This is a genomic window from Ruegeria sp. CDSA246 (genome assembly GCF_059611225.1).
In genome coordinates this window covers 1-16,407 of record NZ_JBXWPD010000016.1, presented here as the reverse complement: position 1 = coordinate 16,407, position 16,407 = coordinate 1, and the positions used below count along the sequence as shown (strand labels likewise).

General features: G+C 56.8%; 12 protein-coding genes and 1 pseudogene. 9 read left to right on the top strand and 4 right to left on the bottom strand.

Annotated elements, in window-relative coordinates; all coding sequences use genetic code 11:
- Nucleotides 1-47: 47 nt before the first annotated feature.
- Nucleotides 48-589 (top strand): annotated as a pseudogene (locus AC2FI9_RS18590) (hypothetical protein); the annotation flags it as partial.
- Between the two features lie 516 nt (nucleotides 590-1,105).
- On the opposite strand, the gene AC2FI9_RS18585 reads toward AC2FI9_RS18590, so the two are convergent.
- The 4 genes from AC2FI9_RS18585 to AC2FI9_RS18570 all read right to left on the bottom strand — a co-directional run bounded on the left by AC2FI9_RS18585 (nucleotide 1,106) and on the right by AC2FI9_RS18570 (nucleotide 6,793).
- Entirely contained in the window at nucleotides 1,106-2,443 is a 1,338-nt protein-coding gene (locus tag AC2FI9_RS18585) for a serine hydrolase domain-containing protein (RefSeq protein ID WP_496769713.1), read from the bottom strand.
- Nucleotides 2,444-2,965: 522 nt separating this feature from the next.
- Entirely contained in the window at nucleotides 2,966-3,967 is a 1,002-nt protein-coding gene (locus AC2FI9_RS18580; protein WP_108859003.1) for a HupE/UreJ family protein, read from the bottom strand.
- A complete protein-coding gene (locus AC2FI9_RS18575; protein ID WP_496769711.1) occupies nucleotides 3,964-4,794 on the bottom strand; it encodes a peptidyl-prolyl cis-trans isomerase in 831 nt (276 codons plus the stop codon). The genes AC2FI9_RS18580 and AC2FI9_RS18575 overlap by 4 nt, the downstream gene beginning before the upstream one ends.
- A gap of 76 nt (nucleotides 4,795-4,870) precedes the next feature.
- Nucleotides 4,871-6,793: a DUF3604 domain-containing protein gene (locus tag AC2FI9_RS18570; protein WP_058274781.1), complete on the bottom strand. Its 1,923-nt coding sequence runs from the start codon at nucleotides 6,791-6,793 to the stop codon at nucleotides 4,871-4,873.
- A gap of 548 nt (nucleotides 6,794-7,341) precedes the next feature.
- Here AC2FI9_RS18570 and AC2FI9_RS18565 point away from each other — a divergent pair.
- The 8 genes from AC2FI9_RS18565 (at nucleotide 7,342) to AC2FI9_RS18530 (ending at nucleotide 16,323) form a co-directional block, all read left to right on the top strand.
- On the top strand, nucleotides 7,342-8,745 hold the full coding sequence (locus AC2FI9_RS18565; RefSeq protein ID WP_496769709.1) for an MATE family efflux transporter: 1,404 nt from the start codon (nucleotides 7,342-7,344) through the stop codon (nucleotides 8,743-8,745).
- 191 nt (nucleotides 8,746-8,936) lie between these two features.
- Nucleotides 8,937-10,298: a V-type ATP synthase subunit B gene (locus AC2FI9_RS18560; protein WP_496769707.1), complete on the top strand. Its 1,362-nt coding sequence runs from the start codon at nucleotides 8,937-8,939 to the stop codon at nucleotides 10,296-10,298.
- On the top strand, nucleotides 10,276-10,881 hold the full coding sequence (locus AC2FI9_RS18555; protein WP_496722050.1) for a V-type ATP synthase subunit D: 606 nt from the start codon (nucleotides 10,276-10,278) through the stop codon (nucleotides 10,879-10,881). The genes AC2FI9_RS18560 and AC2FI9_RS18555 overlap by 23 nt, the downstream gene beginning before the upstream one ends.
- Entirely contained in the window at nucleotides 10,878-12,674 is a 1,797-nt protein-coding gene (locus tag AC2FI9_RS18550; RefSeq protein ID WP_496769705.1) for a V-type ATP synthase subunit I, read from the top strand. The genes AC2FI9_RS18555 and AC2FI9_RS18550 overlap by 4 nt, the downstream gene beginning before the upstream one ends.
- Nucleotides 12,671-13,114, top strand: a complete 444-nt coding sequence (locus AC2FI9_RS18545) for an ATP synthase subunit C (protein WP_050602715.1) — start codon at nucleotides 12,671-12,673, stop codon at nucleotides 13,112-13,114. Before AC2FI9_RS18550 ends, AC2FI9_RS18545 begins: the two co-directional genes overlap by 4 nt.
- Nucleotides 13,114-13,791 carry a hypothetical protein gene (locus AC2FI9_RS18540; RefSeq protein WP_496769703.1) on the top strand — a complete coding sequence of 226 codons (678 nt, stop codon included), beginning with the start codon at nucleotides 13,114-13,116 and terminating at the stop codon, nucleotides 13,789-13,791. Before AC2FI9_RS18545 ends, AC2FI9_RS18540 begins: the two co-directional genes overlap by 1 nt.
- A gap of 1 nt (nucleotide 13,792) precedes the next feature.
- Nucleotides 13,793-14,485, top strand: a complete 693-nt coding sequence (locus AC2FI9_RS18535) for a hypothetical protein (protein ID WP_496769701.1) — start codon at nucleotides 13,793-13,795, stop codon at nucleotides 14,483-14,485.
- On the top strand, nucleotides 14,482-16,323 hold the full coding sequence (locus AC2FI9_RS18530) for a V-type ATP synthase subunit A (RefSeq protein ID WP_496769698.1): 1,842 nt from the start codon (nucleotides 14,482-14,484) through the stop codon (nucleotides 16,321-16,323). The genes AC2FI9_RS18535 and AC2FI9_RS18530 overlap by 4 nt, the downstream gene beginning before the upstream one ends.
- The last annotated feature ends 84 nt before the right edge of the window (nucleotides 16,324-16,407 follow it).

Sequence of the window (16,407 nt, the reverse complement as noted above, 5' to 3'; positions counted from 1 at the left end):
ATTATCTAGTGATTATCCAAGTTTAACGATTGGGAGCGTGGGGTGACATGACAGAGAAAAGGGACCGCCTGACCGCGGAGGAGGCTAGGGGGCTTCGGACGGCCAAAGAGCTTGAGGCGCATCTGGCCTGGTTGGACACGTTCACGCCCGCCGCTTTGGGTGTTTTGGCGATCGCTTAGGAAATCTACACTTACCTTGGTGTTTCGTCACTGTTGGAAGACAATGGCGCGGTAACCTTCTTCGCAGCGGTCGCATACTCGATCGCGGTGTCCGTCGACACCTTTGTGTTCTGGAGCTATATGCTGCGGTTACTTCCGTCGATGTGCACAGCCAGCGGTTCATTGGCCTGACGTTTTCGACGATCGTTGGTTCCGTTGCAATTATCGCTGTGTCCAGCTGGCTTAACGCCGCTGCACTGGCTGGTGCCGCAGCGGTCGAACAGCACCTGGAAAACACCGTGCGCGACTACCAGGCGGCGCTTGAGCAAGCGCATGACATTGCACTCAGCGGTCAGGCGCTGGGGCGAGAGGTCGAACGCGCGCGTCAAAGCTTCGAAGATCTGGCTGAGCTGGAGCAATCCGGTGATCTGAGGCGGGTCCTTCTGGTGAGCGGTCAGATCGAAACCGGCGATGCCGAAAGGTTCGACACCCATTTGTCCGAGATGCAAGAACAACCCGACATGGTCGCGCTGCTCAGCCCGGGCGGCCACGTGTCCGAAGCTTTGTTGATCGGCGCGCAGATTCGCGAGACCGGGTTGTCATCGGCTGTACAGCCGGGCGCGGTCTGCACGTCCGCCTGTCCATATGTTCTGGCCGATGGGGTCGCGCGTATCGTGTCATTGCAAGGCATTGTCGGACTTCATCAGCATTACTAAGACCAACCACGCCTGATCCCCGTGGTCTTTGCGGTTGAAAGCATCCAAAAGGGGCAATGCGAAACAATGCAGCAACTGATCGAATTGGGCGTCGATCCTGCTTTGATGCTTTATTCTCTGAACACGCCGCCGGATCAGATCTAGGCCCTTGTAGAAGATGAGCTGGCAAGCACCGGTATTGCAACGCAAATTCTGGAATAGAGCAAAGGCCCGACTAGCGGGCCGTTCTTATCAATTCTGCAAGGCAGAGATGAGCGCCTCGGCCAGCGGTAACGAGGAATATCCGTGCCGGGAGGGCGTCAAACCCAACCGCACAACGACCATGTCTTGGGATGGGAATACACCGATGAACTGCCCGTCATGCCCCTGAAGCCAGACGGCGTCCTCATAGGGCGGCAACCCTCCCGGAGAGTCCAGCCACAGATGACCTTTGGCATACATCCCGTCAGATGCGGCAACCGGCTCAAACATCCAGTCCGTAAAGCCCTCGGGCAGGATTTGTTGGTCGTTCCATTCGCCTTTCCGCAATAGCAGTTGCCCAAAACGCGCCCAGTCACGCGCAGTGGCATACATATAGCTGGACCCGACAAATGTGTCCGCCGCGTCGGTCTCGAGCACGACGGATGTCATGCCCAATGGTTCGAACAGAGCCTCTTGCGGATAGGTTAGGCTGCCATCGGTCAGCTTGTTCTGCCAGACGCGCGACAAGGCTGTGGTCGTCCCCGATGAGTAGTTGAAGTCCGCCCCAACCTCACTTTCCGCCGGACGGCCCGAGACAAAACCTGCCATGTCATCATTAAGATACAGCATCTTGGTCACGTCCGAGACGTCGCCATATTCCTCATTCCATTGCAGACCGCTGGACATGGCCAGCATGTCCTTAAGGGTGATGTTTTTGCGTCCGTCCTGTGCCCAGTCCGGATAACTGTCGGTCAGCGTATCCTCCAGCGACATCTGGCCGGATTTGATCAGGGTACCGATCAAGCCCGCAGTAACCGTCTTGGTCATCGACCACCCAAGCAAAGGCGTGTTTTCGTCAAACCCCTCCGCATAGGTCTCGCCAACGATACGCCCACCCCGCACGACAACCACGGCGCGGTATCCTTCGCCCAGAAGGGTGCTATCTGCCAGGATACGCGCAACTTCAGGATCTTGTGACAGTTGAACTTCGTTACCGACGGGCCAGATTCCAGTGGGCAAGGGCTCAATCGCGGTCAGGGTCGCGTCGCTGAGCGTCGCGTCATGGACATTGGTGCAGCCAAGCCCCTCGCGATATTGCGAGGTCGCGGGGGCAAAGAACCGGAAAATACGTGCCGTCACGGTTTGGGCTTCGGCGTCCACGTCGATCGAGATCTGCCTAAGCAGTGGATGCCCCGGGGCCTGAACATCGACGGTCAAAACCTCTTCCGGGTCGCGCCCGGCTATGAAGACGTTGGAACAGACGATCTTGGCCGAATAGTTCGTCCCAACCTTCAAGAGGTCAGGCGGGGCGATCAGCAGATAGCCCACAATTGCGACGACACCCAGAATAAGCGTGCCTGCGATGATTTTCAGCGCTTTGATGATCAATCGATTTTCGAACCGGTCGTACCGGCCCCCTCCCGTTTCTCTCCGGATTTCGTCCGAGTTAAGAGCGTATCGGCTTTGGTTACCACCATTCCGTCGCGTAGGTTCCGGCCAAATGCGCCCGTCGGCCTGCCCTTGTCGTTGCACTTGACCTAATCTTTGGTGTCGTCCTTGATTGTGACAAACTCAGTAGGTGACGCCGGTAACAGGACCAGAAATTGCGATTTTCCGGGCGCAAATAGGCGACTGTTTATGATGCGCCGACCTTTAACAACATCAGTGGGGTGCGTCAGACGGCCGAGGCCTGGTGGGACAGTGGTGCAGGGAACTACAAACCGTACCCGTTGATTTTGATCGCCAAGCTGATTTTTTAAGGCCGGTGATCCCGAGGGCGCCCAGCAGGTGTTGATCGAGGCGCGCCAGCACCAGAAACTAACAAACGAAGGCTTGGCGCAGGTCGAAGCGGACCGGGTTCAGGCGTGTTTACTGCAGCTGCAAGAGGCCGCGAAATAGCGGACACGCCAATCAAAACCCGCTGACGCGTTCAACCAACCAGTACATCGACACGCAGCCGATGGCATATCCTGTGACGGGTACGGCGACTACGCCAGCCCTTTGGGAAATTGTGGGCAGCGTAAGGCGCCACACCAAGATCAGGGCCGACAGTCCGGCAATAAACAAAAGTTGCCCGGCCTCGACCCCGATGTTGAAGGCCAGCAGTGCGGCGAAGATATCCTCAGTTGGAACTCCAATATCGGCCAGCGCGCCGGCAAATCCCAGCCCGTGCAACAGCCCGAAGCAAAAGCAGACGATCCAGGGATATTGTTCGGACAGGCGCAGCTCACCATCTTTTCGGTTGAGGATTTCCAGAGCGAGGAACACGATTGACAAGGCGATCACGGCTTCGACCGGAGGGCCGGGCACGTTCAGCACGCCCAGAGTGGCAAGCGCCAGCGTAATGGAATGCGCGACGGTAAAGGCGGTCACCGCCCCGACCAACCGCCATGGATCGCGCACCAGCACAAACAAGGCAAAAACAAACAGAAGGTGATCCCAACCTTCCAGAATATGTTCGAACCCAAGGCGGAAATAACTGCTCAGAACCGACCAGGTCGTTGGCTGTTCTGGTATGATCAAAGCAGGCGTCTCGGGCGTGAACCGCAAAGTGGATGGTTCCGACGAGATGGGTTGGATGCGCAGCAGAACGTCGTTTCGTTGTTGCTCCAGCCCTTCAATGGTGATGGTGTGACCGGCGATATCGTCCTCGCATTCAAGAACCCAGGTCGCGATCCAAGCCGTTCCGTCGGACCGTGGCTCGGGTCCTCGGTTTTGGGCACAGTGAGCGGGCAATATGGCATCGATACCCATGGGGCGGCCATTCACATCAGGCTTGCGCCATAGCACTTGCCAGGTGTTGCTCGCCAATTGCCGCAGGTCCAAATAACCGGGGTCAAGTGCATGTGCATGTCCCGCTTGTGCAGCGAACATCAGCCAGCCCGAGAATAACAGGCAAAAGAGCCGCTTCATTCGACCGCCTTGTCCATGTCGGGTGTTTCGACCTGGTAATTCGATGCCAGGCTTTCATATTGCGCCTGCGCCAGGTCCGACCCGGCTTCGCGGCGCCATTCCAGTAAAACGGTATCGCGGATATCTTCCAGCTTTGGCAATATGGGGTCTTGTTTGTCTGTAACGCGAACGACGTGGATGCCATATGCGGATCGGACTGGGCCGGACCAGTTGCCTGGCTCCAACGATCTCAGGGCCGCCGAAAAGCCAGTGCCAAAGTTTGCGTCCACCACGCGCACTACTGTCAGAGGCATCGACTTTGGAAGCAAAGTTGTCGATCCGATTCTGCTCCAGTCCTGCTGAGTGTTTGCAGCCTCAATCGCGCTTTCGATGGCATCCAGCTCAGCGTTCTCGTTCAGGTAGATCTGATCAAAAGCAATCTGTGCCGGTTTAGTGAACCGTTCCGGGTTTTCGTTCAGAAAGGTCTGCAACACTTCGGGTTCGGGCTCGACCGAGGCTGCGATTGCGTCAGTCAGAAAATCCATCTTCTGCGCCAAGCGTGCGCGGATGACCTGATCACCCTGATCTAGACCCAGCTTGCGCGCTTCGCGTACAAGAACTTCCTCACGGATCGCCCCGTCAATCAGGGCCTGTAACTCGTCTTCCGTCGGCGGACGGTTCCAGCTGTTTTGGAAACGTGTTTTCAGTAGGGCGACATCGTTACCATCGACTGTGATCGTGTCGGTTTCTTCAACGATGTCCTGTTGCGGAGAAATCCATGCAAACCAACCGAAAATGGCAACCCCGATCAAAATGAAGTGGACTAAAGGTTGTTTTAGAATTTGCATGCGGGTTCTCAATGTCGTGTCGCAATATTGCCGGGCGGGGTTGACCGCCCGGCAATGTCATTAGTGTATTGTTCGGTTATTCGCTAGGTGTGTACCAGATTGGCGACGAATACGCGCGCTCTTGATGGATCAGCTGCGCCTCTTCCGGCAATTCAATACCGAACCGGACCTTGTCGTACAGGACCCAACGGGGTGTGGGGATTTCAAGCGCCCGGACATAGTAGAAAGCCCGCGCATTTGGATCAAAGTCTGGATCGGCCCAAACCGACACAAGCTCGGCGGTGCCAATCGTGTTACTCCAGCTGGCGGTTTCGATATCGACGGTGTTGCCGACAGCCGGGACTTTGCCGTTTTCATCAGCAGCCCGGTCATCCGACCATGCAACGTCGTAGACTTTCTCGTGCAATTCTCCTTCGCCATCGAGCCACCCTTTTACGACCTGTACCCGGTCCAGATTGGCCCCAACCGGATCGCGTAGCGCTGCAATCAGGAATGAAGGCGCTCCATCACCTTCGTTAGGGCGTAAGTCCGAGCCCATCGGAACGCCTTTGGTGTAGCCAACGTCCGCAAGGAACCGGGTCTCAAGATCTGCTTCGTCAAATTCCCATCCACCAAAGAACCGCAGACCGATCCGAGGACCAGTCGTGGCATAGGTTTCACGCCGTTTGAAAGCATCAAAGATCGCCGAACGCGTGTTCTCGGTGGCCCAGACGGCAGTGTAACCAGATGCGACAAGAAGGTCGCCGGGGATTTCGCCAAGATCATTGGCGATGAAGGGGTGCTGGATTCTTGTGGCCGACGGTTCAACGCTGACGGATTTTCCGAAAAAGTTGTCCTCTTCAGCTGTTGCCAGCGATGTGTGGCTGTCTGTTGCCCCACCCATTCCGAACTTATAAGGGTTCACCCCGAATTTTTCTTCCAGCATCAGGCCACGTTTCAAGGCTTCTCTGGCATATTCACCGGCCAGCATGTCCTCTGTTTTCAGCTCGGTAATGTCGAGGTTGCCGACGTCCCAGTTTTCATAGTCCGCAAATTCGTCTTCTGGGCTTAGGAAGGGGTGTGCTTCTCCGTCGCCTTTGATTTGGGTGACCTCATAATGCGGCTCCCACTTGGCGCGGTTCTGCACGTATTCTTCGTCTACCTTGCCGCCGTGATAAGTATCCTCAGTGGGGAACATCCAGCCATTTGACAGGTTGCCGTTATGTGCAAAAGCAACCGCGCGACCGCCGGTTTTACCCTGATATTCTTCAAGCCACGCATAAAGCGCCTTGGGGTCGGTGTCGCCGTAAGGAGGCTGAGTCACGGGTGGCACCATTTGCAGTGCCCGAATTGGCCCGTCACGTAGCATGACATTGCGGTGCAGGTTGAACCCCTTGGGAACGGACGTCCATTCAAACCCAATAAAGGCGGTGAAATTGCCGGGGTCGTTATGCCGTTCCGCTGCCATAACGATGTTTTCCCATGTAAATGCGAATGCGTCCGCGCCCGGGCTGTATGACTCAAGTAGGATTTCCGGCAGGGTCATTTGAGAGAAATTTGTAATAATGTCGAAGGCCGCTTTCCCGGCTTCTTCACCACCCGCCTTGTAACCTTCGTACCACTCCAAGCCTTTTGGGTCACCAATAACGCCAGGTTTACCGGCCTGCAGGTCCGGGGCGAAACCCATCAAATCAGTATGGTCTGTCAGCACCATCCAATCCAGGGGCCGCGCCAGCCTGACGGCCTGACCGGTTGACGAAATAACTTGTTCCCCCTTTGCGAACCGCCATGCCTCATCAGGAAGCAAGGTGTTTCCGAATGCGCCCGCATCCAGCGACAAACCGGTGTGCAGGTGTGTATCACCCCAAAGCGGCCGTTCGGGGAACGATCGGTTGGCGTAGGGCGAATATGGGCGGTCAGCAAAGGTGCCTTCAGCAGCCTCTTTGCTGGGGACCGCGTCTGCCCAAACAAGCGCTGGTAGTGTCAGCAAAGAGATCAAACAGGTTGTAAGTCGAAGCATTGAATCCTCCCCAGGTCTTCGCGCTAATCGAATATCGTAAATTCAGTATATTCATTTCTTATAATGTATTGAGCGAGTTTTGGTACTGATTTTTCTACCTTTAGACCTCGTCCAGTGCAGGCTCGTGCCCCGCGTGGCGGTACCCGCGGTCAGAGTACCTCACCGCCATCGACCGTTTCGCACGGTGGCCACATGCGTGCCCGCCCTCGACATACACTGCGCGAACGTATGCGCCGAAAAGGTAGTACGCGCCGGGATGGGTGAGTTTGTCCTGTTCGTTGAGAACGGCAACCTTCCCGTCGATCAGGCATTCCCGGCAAAATCCGTTGACTTAGAATGCTGGATGCGAGGCGCCAGTGGACGCAGCGGCGGACGCCGATATCCAAAGCGGTAAGGATTTTCGTACTGCAACATCATCGTAGCGGCGCAAAATGCGGATTGCCAAAAAAGGTAGGGCTGTAATCGGCGCGCACGGCACAAGTTTGAGGTTGCTGACTAGTGCCCATCGCGGGCAGATTGATTTCCAGGACAAAGGGACGGACCAGCCAATGACACAACAATCCACGGGCATGGCTGTCTTTTTGACCGGCAGTCTGATGCGGCATGTGACCCGAATGTCGCTGACCACCAGCATTGGTCTTATGGCAATCTTTGCCGTGGATTTCGTGGACATGGTGTTCATCTCAATGCTGGGCAATGACGCCTTGGCCGCAGCGGTCGGCTATGCGGGCACGCTTTTGTTTTTCACCAACTCGATCAATGTGGGGCTGTCCATCGCAGCCGGGGCTCTAGTCGCCCGCGAGTTGGGGGCCGGGCGGCCCGAAAAAGCCCGGCAATTTGGGACCAGCGTTGCCCTTCTTGGGATTCTGATTGGGTTGATTGTGTCTGCTATCGTCATGATCAATATCAAGTTTTTTCTGTCCTTGCTGGGCGCGCAGGGCGAAGTTCTGCAACTGGCCGCACGGTATGTCAGCATCATTCTGCCAACCATGTGGGTTATGGCAGTGGCAATGACTGGTATGGCCGTGCTGCGTGCGCATGGCGATGCGCGCCGGTCCATGCAGGCCACGATTTACGGCGGGCTGGCCAACGCGATTTTGGATCCGATCCTGATTTTCGCTGTCGGTCTTGGCCTGGACGGGGCGGCGATTGCCTCGGTTATTGCACGTATCTTTATGTTGATAGCGGCGGTCCGGCCCGCAGTGCGCGTGCACCATGGATTTGCGCGACCGTCGCTGAGGCAAGTGATGGATGACCTCCAACCGGTTCGGGCGATTGCAATACCGGCAGTTCTGACCAATGTCGCCACGCCGGTCGGCAACGCCATCGTGATCCGTGAGGTTGCACAGTTTGGAACAGACGCCGTGGCTGGCATGGCGGTAATAGGGCGGTTGATGCCTGTCGCATTCTCCGTGGTATTTGCTCTATCCGGGGCGATAGGCCCGATTGTCGGGCAGAACTTTGGGGCAGGGCAGTATGACAGGGTGAAGGGCGCGTTCCTGGCGGGTGTAAAATTCACTGCCGTCTATGTGGTTCTGATGGCGGCGGTGCTGTTCGTCCTGCGTGCCCCCATCGCCAACTTGTTTCAGGCCCAGGGCGAGACGCGGGCGCTGATCTACCTGTTTTGCGGGCCGCTGGCCCTGGCGTCCTTCTTCAACGGGGTGATCTTTGTTGCGAATGCCAGCTTCAACAACCTTGGCTATCCCATTTACTCCACGTGGGTTAACTGGGGGCGACATACGCTGGGCACGTGGCCATTTGCAGTGGCCGGAGCCTATTTCGCAGGCGCTCCGGGTGTGTTGTTGGGGCAGGCGCTGGGCGGTGTGATATTTGCTGCAATCTGCTGGGTAATGGTGCGCCGCGTTGTCTCGGGCCTGACTGCGCCATCAGAGGTCGATCCTTTTGCCGGGCAAAGCCGGCTGCAATCCCTGTTCGGGCGCAGGGGGTGGTAAGCCCTCCCAGCGCGTTTGAATACCAACGTTTTTGGTCACCAGAGGCAGTTTTCGTCTCCTTTGTCGCAACAAAGACATCCTCATTTGCCAATTCATGAATTCGTTGTAAGCTGAGCTTATGATTGCAAAAAACGCCAAGTTATTACGGGGCGTTGATTTCAAAAAACACCTTTAACGACCGAGGATGAGCAATGTCCGGAAGTCTCTTGAAGTACACGCGTGTTCTTGAGATTGTTGGAGACACAATAAAGGTCAGGGTGCCTCTGGACGGATCGACCGACGCAGCGGTGCGTTTCAACGATCTGGCCGTGATCGAAACCGTGGACGGCCACAAGACACTGGCGCAGGCGATTTTCATTGACCGGGATGTTGTCACCCTGCAGGTGTTTTCCGGCACCAAGGGCATCTCGACCGAGGCGACGGCGACGTTCCTGTGTCATCCGATGCAGACGCCGTATTCGCAGAACATTCTGGGCCGCGTTTTTGATGGCGCGGGCGTTTCAATCGATGGCGGACCCGACCTGTCATCCGAACCGCGCGTGGATATTGGCGGGCCGACCGTGAACCCTGCGGAACGCGCCGTTCCCAACAAGATGATCCGAACGGATGTGCCGATGATCGACGTGTTCAACACGTTGGTCGAAAGTCAGAAAATCCCGATTTTTTCGGTCTCGGGTGAGCCGTTCAACGCGTTCCTCAGCAGAATTGGTATTCAGGCGGATGCGGATATCGTGGTGTTTGGCGGGCTGGGGCTGATCTTTGACGACTACTTTACTTTCAGGACGTCCTTCGAGGATGCGGGCGTATTTTCCCGGACAGTGATGTTCGTCAACCAGGCGATGGACCCGCTGGTCGAACGGCTGCTGGTACCCGATATGGCGCTGGCCGTGGCCGAAAAATTCGCGGTGGAAGAGGGCAAACGCGTGCTGGTTCTACTGACTGATATGACCGCTTATGCCGACGCGATGAAGGAAGTTGGTATCAGCCAAGAGCGCGTACCGTCGCAGCGTGGCTATATGGGCGACCTCTATTCCCAGCTGGCCCGCCGATACGAAAAAGCCTGCGACTATGCCAAGGGCGGATCGGTCACTGTGCTCACCGTTACGACGATGCCCGGCAATGACGTGACCCATCCGGTGCCCGACAACACGGGCTATATCACCGAGGGGCAGATCTATTTGCACTCGGGAGTGATTGACCCGTTCGGCAGCCTCTCGCGGCTCAAGCAGAACGTGATCGGCAAGACGACGCGCGAGGATCACGGGCAGATCATGAACACGATGATCCGGTTCTATTCCGAAAGTCGCGACGCCGCGCAGAAACAGGCAATGGCGTTCGACCTTTCGGATTACGACCATCAGTTGTTGAAGTTTGGTGACCTGTTCAAGACCCGGTTCATGGACATCAACGTTTCAATCTCGCTGGAAGATGCGCTGGATTTGGGGTGGAAAACTCTGGCCGAGTGTTTCGCACCTGAGCAGCTACTGATGAAACAGGCCCTGATCGAAAAGTATTTCCCAAAGGATGCCGATGGCGCGGTTGCAGCTGAATAAATCGTCGCTCGCGCGCGAGCAGACGCAGCTGAAAAGCTATGAGCGGTTCTTGCCATCGCTGGACCTTAAGCGTCAGCAATTGATGGCCGAGCGCGCGAAGGCGCGCGAAGATGTGCAGCGCCTTCAGGATGAGGTGCAGGAACTGGCGCAAAAGGTTGGAGAAAAACTGCCGATGCTGGCGCAGCAAGGCGTTGATCTGGACGGGTTGGTCGCGCTGAAAGACTACAAAGTCAAAGAGGTCAACGTCGTGGGCGTAAAGATGCCTGCGCTAGACCGGATCGAGGTCGCGGTGCGTCTGTATTCCTATCTGGCCAAACCTCATTGGGTCGATGCGGCGGCCCGGTTGCTGCACGATATGATCGAGGCGCGTCTACGGGTCAAAGTGGCCGAAGAGCGGGTGAAGATATTCGATAGGGCTGTGGCCACCATCACCCAGCGTGTCAATCTGTTCGAAAAGGTTCTGATCCCGCGCGCCAAAGCGAACATAAAGAAAATCCGCATTTATCTGAGTGATGAACAGATGCAGGCCGTGGTCCGGTCGAAAATCTCAAAGCGCAAACATGCGCAGGAGGCGGTGTCATGAGTGTCGCGCGCCTCAAGAAACTGTCACTGGTCGGGCGATCAAATCAAAAGACCGAAACGCTTGAGGCGCTGCAGGAATTGGGATGCATGCACGTCCTGCCGCTGGTCCCGCCGCCCTCTGAACCGGAAAAGATCAGCGAGCGTGGTGCGCGGGACGCCTATAAGGCGCTGCGGTTCCTGCATGACGTGTCCGAACCGCGCCGACAAATCCAGCGCGACCCCGGTTTTGACATGGAGCAGTTCGTCAAGGATGTGCTGGACCTGATGCAACGGACCCGTGACATGACGGACCAAAGGGATTTTCTGGCCAACCGGATCGCGCAGGTTCGCCCTTGGGGTGACCTGGATTTTCCACCCGACGATGTATTAGCAGGGAACCGATTGTGGTTCTATCAACTGCCGCTCAAGCATCGCGATGCGTTGGAAGCCCTGGATATGCCCTGGGCTATACTCGAGCAGGACCATAGGTTCATCTATGCCGTGCTGATCGACCCGGATGAGCCGGATGACGATATCCTTCCAGTCCCGCGCACGCACACAGGATCGCTGCCCATTCACGAGCTTGAGGCGCAACTGGAAGAGGCTGAGATCGCCATCGAAGCGCTTGAGGCTGAGCGCGTCGCGCAGACCCGATACCTGACACTGATGCGCCGGAACCTGTCGGTTGCCGAAAGTGCGGCTGAGCTGGCCCATGCTACCCAAAAGGTGCGCGACGAAGAGGCGATGTTTGCCCTTCAGGGCTGGGTGCCCGAGGATCGTATAGATGCGGTTCTGGACATGGCAAACGCCAAGGATGCCGCTGTGCTGATCGAAGAACCCGGCCCCGAAGACAGCCCGCCCACCTTGTTAGAACAACCAGAAAAGCGCAGTGCTGCTGTAGACTTGGCACTGTTTTATCAAGTGCCGGGTTACAAGGATTGGGACCCTAGCGTCATCGTCGCCGTTTCGTTCGCGATCTTCTTTGCGATGATCGTGGCCGATGCCGGGTACGGGGCAATTATCTTGGCGGGGCTCTTGTTGTTTTGGAAACGCCTTGATCGCACACCACATGAGCGTTCCTGGCGACGCTTTGGCGTGATCATCTCGGGGGCGACGATCCTGTACGGCATATTGGTCGGCAGCTATTTCGGCGTATCGCCAACTGAGGGGTCGTTCTGGTCCAAGCTCAAACTGCTCGACCTGAACAATTTCGGCGCGATGATGATGGTTTCGATTGTCGTTGGCGTATTGCATCTGGTGCTGGCCAATGCGCTTGCCGCCCGCGCGGCTTGGGGGCACCGAAACGCCATTGCCAATCTGGGCTGGATCGCGGCGCTGATTGGAGGATTCATTTTGTGGCTTAGCTACATGAAGGGCAATTCTCCGGTGCCGGGTGCGGCCTTGATGGGGATCGGGGTTCTGGCCATCGTCTGGTTCTCAAGCGAGCGGGTCATCAAGAAACCAACCGACTGGGTTTGGCGCCTGATCGAAGGGCTGCAAAGCCTTGCCGGGGCCATGGGGGCGTTCGGAGACGTGCTAAGCTACATGCGCCTGTTTGCGTTAGGTCTGGCCTCAGCCTCATTGGCGATCACCTTCAACGATCTGGCGGTTTCAGTCATGCATTCGCTCAAAGGGCTGGGCGTTCTTTTTGCGCTGCTGATCCTGATCACTGGCCACATTCTCAACTTCGCCCTCGCCATGATGAGCGGCGTCGTCCACGGATTACGTCTCAATTACATCGAATTCTTTAAATGGGGTCTGCCGGACGAAGGCGTTGTCTTTCGCCCGTTCGCCCGCAAGGAGGTTCAGGAATGAATGAGCTTGTTTTGACATTGGGTTGGCTGGGCATTTACGCGCCTATGGCGTTGGGCGCGGCCTCCAGCGCGATCGGGTGCTCCATCGCCGGCATGGCCAGTATTGGCGCCATGACAGAAACTGAAGGCGGCTATGGGCGCTTTGTTGGCGTATCAGCCTTTCCGTCGACCATGGTGATTTACGGCATCGTCATCATGTTTACCTTGAACCGAGATGTGACACCCGAAAACGCGGGCGGCTTGTTCGGGATAGGTATCCTGTCAGGCATCGCATTGATGTATTGCGGGATCTGGCAGGGTCGGGCCTGTGCTGCAGCGATCAACGCCACCAAGGAAAAGCCCGAGATCTTTGGCCTTGCGCTGGCTCCGGCGGCGATCATCGAAGGGTTCGGCGTCTTTGCCTTTGTCTTTGCTCTGGTGATCAGCGCGGGGATCAGCTGATGGCGCAGGATGGCATGATTTCACACGGCGTGGATGCCCTGATCGATAAGCTGCGAAATGATGGCGTGGCGGCTGGTCAGGCTGACGCTGAAAAACTGCGGACAGAGGCCAAGGCCGAAGCCGCCAAAATCTTGGCTGACGCGAAACGCGAAGCGGACGACTATCAGAAAAAGGCGCGCAGCGATTCCGACAAATACCGCGCGGCGGGGGAAGAGGCGTTGAATACCGCCATGCGTGATGCAGTTCTGACCATGAAAGGTGGATTGACCGACCGGTTTCGTGAAGATGTCGAACGTCTGGTGACCAAGGAAATGGCTGACCCGAAATTGCTGAAACAGATGATTTTGGAGGTCGTCGGTCAAGAGGCTGATGGCGTCAATCTGGATGGCAAGGTCCAGGTCATTCTGCCTGCCAAAGTCGCAACGCAGGAAGACATTAAGCAGAACGCGGATGACATCCAGTCTGGCAAGCTGACCAAGTATGTTCTTGGGCTGACGGCCGACATGTTGCGAGAACAGGTTGAGCTGCATGCATCGGACGATAACCAAGATGGTATCCGCGTTCGGGCCGAAGATCAGGGCGTTGTGCTGGACCTGACGGACAAGGCGGTCGCCTCACTGCTGATGGAGCATCTTCAGCCGCGGTTCCGTGCCGTGCTGGAAGGTGTGATCCGCTGAGATGTCAGACCCTGACGCCTATATCGCGCTGATCAGCAGCCTGCCGGGATCTGAACGGCTGTTTGTGGCCAAGCAGCCACCGCTGTCACGGCTGCGGTTGGATCGTCGCCTGACCGCGCTTGCATCTGAGGATGCGCGTGTTCTGAAAGCGTTGGAGCAGGCGCTGAACTGGAGTGCATATGACATGGATGTCACGGATGCGCAGGCAGTACAGCGATGCAATCAGGCGTTGGGCAAAATTCCGCAACCAACCTTGCGTAGACTGTTCCTTGAGCGGATGGACTTGCGCACTGTAGTTGCTGCACTGCGCCTGCGCGCGCGTGGAGGCAATCCGCTCTCGGGAGCGTACGGCATTGGACGTTGGAGCCGCCATATTCCAGCCAACTGGGGGGACCCGGATTTCCGACTTTTGGTGCCGATGCCGTGGATCAAGGACGCGCGTCAGCTGTTAGAAGCCGAGGACCCTTTGGGGCTGGAGCGACTGTTGTTGTCGGTCAGCCATAAGCAACTGAAACGGTACGCCGCCCGCCACCTCTTCGATTTTGAGGCCGTGGCAATATACGTCCTGATCTGGAACATTTTTGATCGATGGGCGCAAAGCAACGCTCAGGACGCAGCCACAAGATTTGAGAAACTGGCCCAGCAGGCCATGGCCAATGTCGCAGAATTCGATTTTGAGAGAGTAAGCGCATGACTGCCCAAACACCTCCAGTTCAAACCGCAACCGCCCGTGTCGTCTCGGTCCAGGAAGGGCTGGTGCAGATTCAGGCCAACCAAGATGCCGCCGGAGTTCCGGGCCAATTGGTCAAAAACGAGGTGGTGTTCATCCTGCCGACCCGTGCTGGACCGGGCGGGCGTCAGGAACGGCTCAAAGCCGAGGTGCTGCGCGTGCGCGGGGACACAGCTGATGTACAGGTGTATGAAAGCACAGACGGCGTGGCCGTTGGCGATCCGGTGGAACAATCGGGTCAGTTGCTGTCTGTAGAACTGGGGCCGGGGCTGTTGGGTCAGGTCTTTGACGGCCTGCAATCGCCTTTGCCCAAAGTTGCTTCCGAATTTGGAACCTTCTTGCCGCGGGGGGCCGATGTAGCACCGTTGGACGATCAGGCGAAATGGTCCTTCACGCCCTCGGTTAAGGTTGGAGATACAGTCACGGCAGGCGACAGCATCGGAACTGTTCCGGAAGGCCGGTTCACCCATAAAATTATGCTGCCCTTCAATTGGGTTGGCGAATACAAGGTCGTTTGGGTTCAGAAAGGGGCCGCGTCAATCCATGAGATTGTTGCCCGACTTGAAGACGAGCAGGGGGGTGAGCACACTTTGACGCTGTGCCAGAAGTGGCCAGTTCGGCGGCCCTTGCCTGAAACGGTTCTGAAACGTGCCCTGTCCGAACGCTTGTACCCGACTGAACCTGTGCTGACCTCGCAACGCTTGATTGATACGTTCTTTCCCATCGCGCGTGGTGGTACGGCCTGTATTCCCGGCCCGTTCGGGGCGGGTAAGACTGTGCTTCAAAACCTTATCGCGCGGAACTCCAAAGTGGATATCGTGATCGTCGTTGCCTGTGGTGAACGCGCGGGCGAGGTTGTTGAAACGATCCACGAATTCCCCAAGATGACCGATCCGATGTCGGGCGGAAGTCTGATGGATCGGACGATCATCATTTGCAACACCTCTTCCATGCCCGTTGCGGCTCGCGAGGCGTCGATTTTCACCGGAATCACGCTGGGCGAATACTACCGTCAGATGGGGTATGATGTTCTGCTGATCGCGGACAGTACCAGTCGCTGGGCGCAGGCCATGCGCGAGACTTCCGGCAAGCTGGAGGAAATTCCGGGTGAAGAGGGTTTTCCTGCCTACCTGGAGAGTTCGATCAAGGGCCTGTACGAGCGTGCTGGGGCGCTGAAAACAAACGATGGCGACCTGGGTAGCCTGACGTTGATCGGCACTGTGTCACCAGCGGGAGGCAATTTTGACGAACCAGTGACGCAGTCCACGCTGTCAACGGTGAAGTGCTTTCTTGGGCTGTCCTCGGAACGAGCCTACAAACGGTTCTATCCCGCCGTCGATCCCTTGCTCAGTTGGTCGCGCTATACTGAACAACTCTCGGATTGGTATGACAAGAACGCCGAGGCTGGTTGGACAGGCAAGGTGGGCGATCTGCTGGCGCTGATCGAAAAAGGCGAGCAGGTCGATCAGATGATGCAGGTCACTGGTGAAGAGGGCGTCACGATCGAGGATTTCGTGATCCAGCAAAAGGGCCTGTTCGTGGACATGGTCTATCTGCAGCAGGACGCATTCGACAAAGTGGATGCCACCGTTCCGCTGGAGCGTCAGAAGATGACGTTCAAACTGGTCTACGATGTCACGCAATCGACCGCGGAATTTGCGGATAAGGGTGAAGTCCGTCAAGTCTTTACACAGCTTACCGGTTTGATGAAGAATTTCCATTATGCTGCAGAAAATACACCGGAATTCAAATCGCTGTGGGGACAGATTCAGGATCTTTGCCGCGAAAAATTTGGGGTGTAAGTCAGGGAAGTGGTAGCCCGTAGGGGAATCGAACCCCTCTTTCCAGGTTGAAAACCTGGCGTCCTAACCGATAGACGAACGGGC

Excerpts from the sequence above, each read along its gene's own strand:
- AC2FI9_RS18580 (WP_108859003.1), bottom strand. The coding sequence starts at position 3,967 with ATGAAGCGGCTCTTTTGCCTGTTATTCTCGGGCTGGCTGATGTTCGCT.
- AC2FI9_RS18575 (WP_496769711.1), bottom strand. The coding sequence starts at position 4,794 with ATGCAAATTCTAAAACAACCTTTAGTCCACTTCATTTTGATCGGGGTT.
- AC2FI9_RS18570 (WP_058274781.1), bottom strand. The coding sequence starts at position 6,793 with ATGCTTCGACTTACAACCTGTTTGATCTCTTTGCTGACACTACCAGCG.
- AC2FI9_RS18565 (WP_496769709.1), top strand. The coding sequence starts at position 7,342 with ATGACACAACAATCCACGGGCATGGCTGTCTTTTTGACCGGCAGTCTG.
- AC2FI9_RS18560 (WP_496769707.1), top strand. The coding sequence starts at position 8,937 with ATGTCCGGAAGTCTCTTGAAGTACACGCGTGTTCTTGAGATTGTTGGA.
- AC2FI9_RS18555 (WP_496722050.1), top strand. The coding sequence starts at position 10,276 with ATGGCGCGGTTGCAGCTGAATAAATCGTCGCTCGCGCGCGAGCAGACG.
- AC2FI9_RS18550 (WP_496769705.1), top strand. The coding sequence starts at position 10,878 with ATGAGTGTCGCGCGCCTCAAGAAACTGTCACTGGTCGGGCGATCAAAT.
- AC2FI9_RS18545 (WP_050602715.1), top strand. The coding sequence starts at position 12,671 with ATGAATGAGCTTGTTTTGACATTGGGTTGGCTGGGCATTTACGCGCCT.
- AC2FI9_RS18540 (WP_496769703.1), top strand. The coding sequence starts at position 13,114 with ATGGCGCAGGATGGCATGATTTCACACGGCGTGGATGCCCTGATCGAT.
- AC2FI9_RS18535 (WP_496769701.1), top strand. The coding sequence starts at position 13,793 with ATGTCAGACCCTGACGCCTATATCGCGCTGATCAGCAGCCTGCCGGGA.
- AC2FI9_RS18530 (WP_496769698.1), top strand. The coding sequence starts at position 14,482 with ATGACTGCCCAAACACCTCCAGTTCAAACCGCAACCGCCCGTGTCGTC.